1 pseudogene is annotated in these 455 nt (G+C 39.8%); it reads left to right on the top strand.

From position 1 onward, the window contains the following. Positions 1–455, top strand: a pseudogene (locus tag C1642_RS19655) (TonB-dependent receptor); the annotation flags it as partial.

The following is a 455-nucleotide window of genomic DNA, read 5'->3' as shown; positions in this document are numbered from 1 at the left end:
CCCTGAACAAAAAGATCAAATCAATGTGACTGCCAATCTAGATTTGCCTTTGACAGATGACGTTGCACTTTATGGTTTTAGTAGCTATGGCCATCGTAAAACAATAGGGGAAAACTTTTATGAGCCCCCAACAACCAAAACCGTACTGAATCAATCCAGCTATTTTAAAGAACGTTATCCAGATGGACGCTCGCCATTGAGCTTGGTCACTGTAGATGATTTTGCAACGACAGTTGGAGTTAAAAAAGGAGAGCAGAAGTCAGGTAAATATGATCTTTATACAACCTATGGACAAAATAAAGTCAGCACAGAACAAGGCAATGGCATTAATCCAAGTTACGGGCCAAATTCTCCTTCAAACTATGACTTGGGCGAAAATATTTTTTCACAATTAAATACAGGGCTAGATTATAGCCGTGATATTGCAATTGACTGGTTCGCAAGCCCACTCACGT

It is taken from the genome of Acinetobacter sp. AKBS16 (assembly GCF_002899995.1).
Taxonomy (GTDB): Bacteria; Pseudomonadota; Gammaproteobacteria; order Pseudomonadales; family Moraxellaceae; genus Acinetobacter; species Acinetobacter baumannii.
The sequence above is the reverse complement of the archived record's forward strand: the minus strand, read 5'-3'. Positions and strand labels throughout refer to the sequence as shown.